Genomic DNA, 6,308 nt, shown 5'->3' with positions numbered 1-6,308 from the left:
GCCACATGCACCGCCGCCATCCCCACACCACCGGACGCGGCATGCACCAGCACCGACTCACCCGCACCCAGACCCGCCAGATCCACCAACGCGTAATACGCCGTCAAATACGCCACCGGAGCCGCCGCCGCCTCAGCAAACGACCAACCCTGCGGAACCGGCGTCAGCAGTCGCTCATCGGTCACCGCAAGTGGACCGAAGGCTCCGGAGAACAGGCCCATGACGCGGTCGCCGACGGCGAGTTCACGTACACCGGGGCCGGTCTCGATGACCACACCGGCCGCCTCGAGACCCAACAGTCCCGCATCGCCCGGATACATGCCCAGCACATTCAGCACATCACGGAAGTTCATACCGGCCGCACGGATCGCCACCCGCACCTCACCCGGCCCCAACTCCGCCGACGCCTCCGGAAACTCCGCCACCCGGAAACTGTCCAACGTCCCCGTCGCCTCGAAATCCACCCGCCACGGGCTGCCGCCGGCCCCAGGAACCTCCAACGCCGCCTCACCGGCCCGCACCAGACGGGCCGCGAACGCCCGACCGGACCGAATCGCCAACTGCGGCTCACGATCGGAGTGGTCGGACACCACGGACCGCAGCACGGCCAGCGACTCGTTCCGACCGTCGGTGTCCACCAGCACGATCCGACCCGGATGCTCGGCCTGCGCAGAACGCACCAGACCACGCACAGCAGCAGCCGCCACGTCCGGCACCCCATCACCCGCGACAGCAGCCACCGCACCACAGGTCACGACCACCAGCCGCGCACCATCCCCGTGCCCGGCCGCCAGCCACTCCTGCACAACCTCCAACGCACGCTCAGCCACGGCGCCCGCGCCGACTGCCTCACCATCGACGTCACCGTCGCCGTCGCCGTCACCGGAGAAGGACACCACCGTCAGATCAGCACCCCGCTCATCCGAACCGTGCTCATCCGAACCGTGCTCATCCGGACCGTGCTCATCCGGACCGTGCTCATCCGGACCGTGCTCATCCGACGCCTCGTTCCCCGAAGCAGCCAACTCCCGCCACTCCACCCGGAACAACGAATCAAGACCACGACCGGCAGCCGCCGAAGCCAACTGCCCCTCCGACACCGCCCGCAACACCAACGACCCCACCGACGCCACCGCAAGACCGGCCCCGTCAGCCACCTGAAGCCGCACACCACCGGCACCCGAACCAGCCCGGGAGAGCCGCACGCGCAGGGCTTCCGCGCCGGCCGCGTGCAGCGCCACGTCCGACCAGGCGAACGGCAGCTGCGGCCGCCCGTCGCCGTCCGGTACGAGGCCACCGAGCCCTATGCCGTGCAGGGCGGCGTCGAGGAGCGCCGGGTGCAGCCCGAAGCCGTCGGTCGCGGTGCCCTCCGGCAGGACGACCTCGGCGTAGACGTCGTCACCCGCGCGCCAGGCCGCTTTCAGCCCCTGGAAGACAGGCCCGTACTCCAAACCGGACGCCGCGAGATCCGCGTACAGCGAATCCACCGCGACCGGCTCCGCACCGGCCGGCGGCCACACCGCCAAATCGAAGTCCGCCTCCGCCACGCCATCGACCAGCACACCTTCGGCATGCCGGGTCCACGACTCATCCACCGCACCGTCGACCCGCGAGTGCACACTCACGGCCCTTCGCCCGGCCTCATCGGCCTCGCCGACCTGGACCCGCAGCACCACCGCACCACGCTCGTCCAGGATCAACGGGGCATGCAGCGTCAGATCCTCGACCGTGCCACAACCGACCTCATCACCGGCCCGCACCACCATCTCCACCAACGCCGCACCCGGCACCACGACCGTGCCGCTCACCGCGTGATCCGCGAGCCACGCATGCGACACCAGCGACAGACGCCCGGTGAACAGCACCGCATCGGAGTCCGGAAGCTCAACTGCCGCGCCCAGCAGGGGATGACCGGTGGCGGCCTGGCCGAGGCCACCCGCATCGGCCAAGCCACCCGAGGCGACCAGCCAGTAGTGCTCGTGCTGGAAGGCGTACGTCGGCAGGTCGGCACGGGTGGCGCCGGTGCCGTCGAAGAAGGCGGGCCAGTCGACAGATACGCCGCGCAGGTGGAGACGCGTGATCGCTTCCGTGACGGCCTGAGCCTCGGCCCGGTCCCGGCGCAGAGCAGGAATCAACACGGCGTCGCTGTCGGTGAGGGTCTCGGCGGCCATCGCGGTCAGCACCGCGTCCGGACCCACCTCCAGGAAGGCGCTCACACCCTGCCCGGTGAGCGTGTTCACCGCGTCGGCGAACCGGACCGTGCCACGCACCTGCCGCACCCAGTACTCGGGGTCCGACAACTCCTCGTACGAGAGAGCCTGACCCGTCAGCGTCGATACGAGCGACAGGCGCGGCCGCTCGTACGTCAGCCCCGCAGCAACCGCGCCGAACTCGGCCAGCATCGGCTCCATCAGGGACGAATGGAAGGCATGGCTGACCGCGAGCCGCTTCACCTTGCGGCCCGACTCAGCAAAGTGAGCGACGACTTGATCCACGGCAGCCTCGCCACCGGAAACCACCACGGAGGCGGGACCGTTCACGGCGGCGATGTCGACCCCGTCGACCATAGCCGCCCGCACCTCGTCCTCACCGGCCTGCACGGCACACATCGCCCCACCAGAAGGCAGATCCTGCATCAGCCGGCCCCGAGCGCACACCAGCCGGGCCGCATCCTCCAACGACCACACACCAGCCACATACGCGGCCGCCAGCTCACCTATGGAATGTCCGGCCAGCACATCAGCACGCACACCCCACGACTCAACGAGCCGGAACAACGCCACCTCGAACGCGAACAACGCGGGCTGCGTGAACCCGGTCTCATCCAAGACCGCAGCCTCAGAACCGAAGACGACCTCGGCCAGCGGCCGATCCAGATGCACGTCCAGCGCGGCACACACCTCGTCCCAAGCAGCAGCGAACACCGGGAAGGCGCCATACAACTCACGCCCCATCCCCAACCGCTGACTGCCCTGACCCGTCAACAGCAGAGCCAGTCGGCCACCACCGACGGCCGTCCCCTCCAACGGCGCACGGCCGTCAGCGGTCGCCCGGAGCCCGGCGAGGAGCGACTCCCGGTCATCGGCCACCACACCGGCCCGATGTGCGAACGCCGCCCGAGCCGTCACCAGCTCGTAGCCTCCCGCCACGAGATCCGTGGCGGGGTGGTCCTCCACGTACGAAGCCAACCGTGCTGCCTGGTCCCGAACCGCCTCCACGGTCTTCCCGGACAGCACCCACGGCACGGACGGCATGTCGCGTACCGCGGGGGTCTGTTCTGCTCCGGCAGGAGCGGGAGCTTCCTCGACGATCACGTGGGCGTTGGTGCCGCTGATGCCGAAGGAGGAGACACCAGCCCGCCGCACTCGCTCCCCGGGCCGCCCGGCAGGCCATTCCCGCGCCTCCGTCAGCAGCCGCACCTCACCCGCAGCCCAATCCACCTGCGAACTCGGCGCATCCACATGCAACGTCGCCGGAAGAACCTCATGCTGCATCGCCAGAACCATCTTCATGATCCCCGCGACACCAGCAGCCGCCTGCGTATGACCCAGATTCGACTTCACCGAACCCAGCCACAACGGCTCATCGGCGGTCCTCGCCTGTCCGTACGTCGCCAGGAGCGCCTGCACCTCGATCGGGTCACCCAGGCGCGTCCCGGTCCCATGCCCCTCGACCACATCCACATCACCGGCAGACACACCAGCGGCCGCCAAGGCCTGGCGGATGACGCGCTGCTGCGAGGGGCCGTTGGGTGCCGTCAGTCCGTTGCTCGCGCCGTCCTGGTTGACGGCGGTGCCACGGACCACGGCCAGCACGCGGTGGCCGTTCTTACGCGCGTCGGAGAGCTTCTCCAGGACGAGTACGCCGACGCCCTCACCCCAGCCCGTACCGTCCGCACCCTCCGCATACGCCTTGCACCGGCCATCCGCCGCAAGACCCCGCTGACGGCTGAACTCGATGAACGTCTCCGGAGTCGACATCACGGTCACGCCACCCGCAAGGGCCAGCGAACACTCACCACTCCGCAGCGCCTGCGCAGCCAAGTGCACCGACACCAGCGATGACGAACACGCCGTGTCCACCGACACCGCGGGACCCTCAAGACCCAACGTGTACGACACACGGCCCGACGCGACGCTGGAAGAGCTGCCCGTACCGAGGTAGCCCTCGAGGTCTGCCGGGTAGTTGGTGAGGCGGGTGCCGTAGTCGTTGTAGATGATGCCGGGGAAGACACCGGTCGAACTGCCGCGCAGCGAACCCGGCTCGATGCCGGCCCGCTCAAGAGCCTCCCACGACGTCTCCAGGAGGATCCGGTGCTGCGGGTCCATGGCCAGCGCCTCGCGCGGGCTGATCCCGAAGAACTCCGCGTCGAAGCGGCCCGCCTCGTAGAGGAACCCGCCCACCTTGGAGTAGGTCTTGCCCGTGGCCCCGGGGTCCGGGTCGTACAGGCCCTCCACGTCCCAGCCGCGGTCCAGCGGGAATCCGCCTATCGCGTCCCCTCCGGAGGCGAGCAGGTCCCACAGTTCGCCGGGCGAGGAGACCCCGCCCGGGAAGCGGCACGCCATCCCGACGATCGCGATCGCCTCGTCGGCCGGAGCGAGGGCCGATCCCGTGACCGCGTCACCGGACTCACGTGACGCAGTCGACGCGGTTGACGCCTCGGAGTCGAACTCGCCGAACTCATCGATCTCGACGACCTCAGCCTGCTCGCCGACGAGTTCCGTCAGCAGGTGGGCGGCGAGTATGTCGGGAGCCGGGTAGTCGAAGACGAGCGTGGCCGACAGGCGCAGGCCCGTGTCCTTCGCGAGGCGGTTGCGGAACTCGACGCCCGTCAACGAGTCGAAGCCGAGATCCTTGAACGGCAGGCCCGGAGCGATCGCCTCGCCGGCCGCGTGGCCGAGTACGGCAGCGGCGGCGGTGCGGACCAGATCGAGCAGGTACTCGTTACGGGCCCTGACGTCCATCGCCGCCAGACGCTCAGCCAGCTTCTGCCCGCCAGCGCCACTCCCCTGCCCTGCGGCCCGCGCAGTACGACGAGCCGGTGTGCGGACCAGCGCCCGCAAAAGGGCATCCGTCTCCTCCCCGGACTGCTGCACCTTCGTGGTGTCCAGGTGCATGGGCACCAGCACCGCCTCGGACAGCGTGAGGGCAGTGTCGTAGAGGGCCAGGCCCTGCTCACCCGTGAGGGCAGCCGTGCCCGACTCCACCATCCGGGCCCGGTCGGCCTCGGCCAACGTGCCGCCCATGCCACCCGCCTCCAGGTCCCACAGGCCCCAGGCCAGAGAGAGACCCGGCAGGCCGAGGCTGCGGCGGTGCTGGGCGAGGGCGTCCAAGTAGGCGTTGGCGGCGGCGTAGTTGGCCTGGCCCGGGTTGCCGAAGGTGCCCGCGGCCGAGGAGAACAGTACGAACAGGGCGAGATCAGCCGTACGCGTCAACTCATCCAGGTGCCGGGCCGCCTCCGCCTTCGGCGCCAGCACGCCACGCAGCCGCTCCGGAGTGAGGGACTCCAGCAGACCGTCATCCAGGACACCCGCCGCGTGCACCACACCCGTCAACGGGCGATCAGATGGAATAGCCCCCAGGACATCGGCCAGCGCCCTCCGGTCAGAGACATCACAAGCCGCCCAGGTCACCTGCGTACCCAACTCGGCCAGCTCCGCGACCAGTTCTGCCGCACCCGGCGCCGCCTCGCCACGACGGGAGGCGAGGAGCAGATGACGTACCCCGTGCTGGGCTGCCAGGTGTCGGGCCAGGAGCGTGCCCAGCGCGCCACTCGCACCCGTCACCAGCACCGTGCCCTGCGGGTCCGGCTCGGCCGGCATGCGCAGGACGAGCTTGCCGGTGTGGCGGGCCTGCTGGAGATAGCGGAAGGCATCCGAAATCTCGCGTACGTCCCAGCTGCGGACCGGCAGCGGAGGCAGTTCGCCACTGTCGAACAGCACCCCCAGCGCCGCGAACATCTCCGCGATGCGCTCCGCTCCGGCGTCCATGACGTCGAAGGACTGGTAGACGACCCCGGGATGATCCTTGGCGACCTGCTCCGGCTCACGGATATCGGTCTTGCCCATCTCCACGAACCGACCACCACGCGGCAACAGATCCAACGAGGCGTCCACGAACTCCCGCGCCAGCGCATCCAGCACGACATCCATGCCCCGGCCACCCGTGGCCGCAAGGAACGACTCCCGAAAGTCCAACGTCCGCGAGTTCGCAATCCGCCCATCCGGCAGACCCAGCCCACGCACCGCATCCCACTTGCCAGGACTCGCCGTGCCGAACACATCAGCACCCAGATGACGCGCCACATG

The 6,308-nt window shown here is 69.5% G+C and carries 1 protein-coding gene; it reads right to left on the bottom strand.

Annotated features, from left to right (window positions below; genetic code table 11):
• Positions 1-6,245, bottom strand: a 6,245-nt coding sequence (locus AB0N81_RS41870; RefSeq protein WP_365368174.1) for an SDR family NAD(P)-dependent oxidoreductase, incomplete at its 3' end; no start/stop codon positions are given.
• Positions 6,246-6,308: the final 63 nt, after the last annotated feature.

The sequence above is a fragment of the Streptomyces sp. NPDC093510 genome (assembly GCF_040683555.1).
GTDB lineage: Bacteria > Actinomycetota > Actinomycetes > Streptomycetales > Streptomycetaceae > Streptomyces.
Note: the sequence above shows the minus strand (reverse complement) of the source record. Positions and strands in the feature narration are given on the sequence as shown.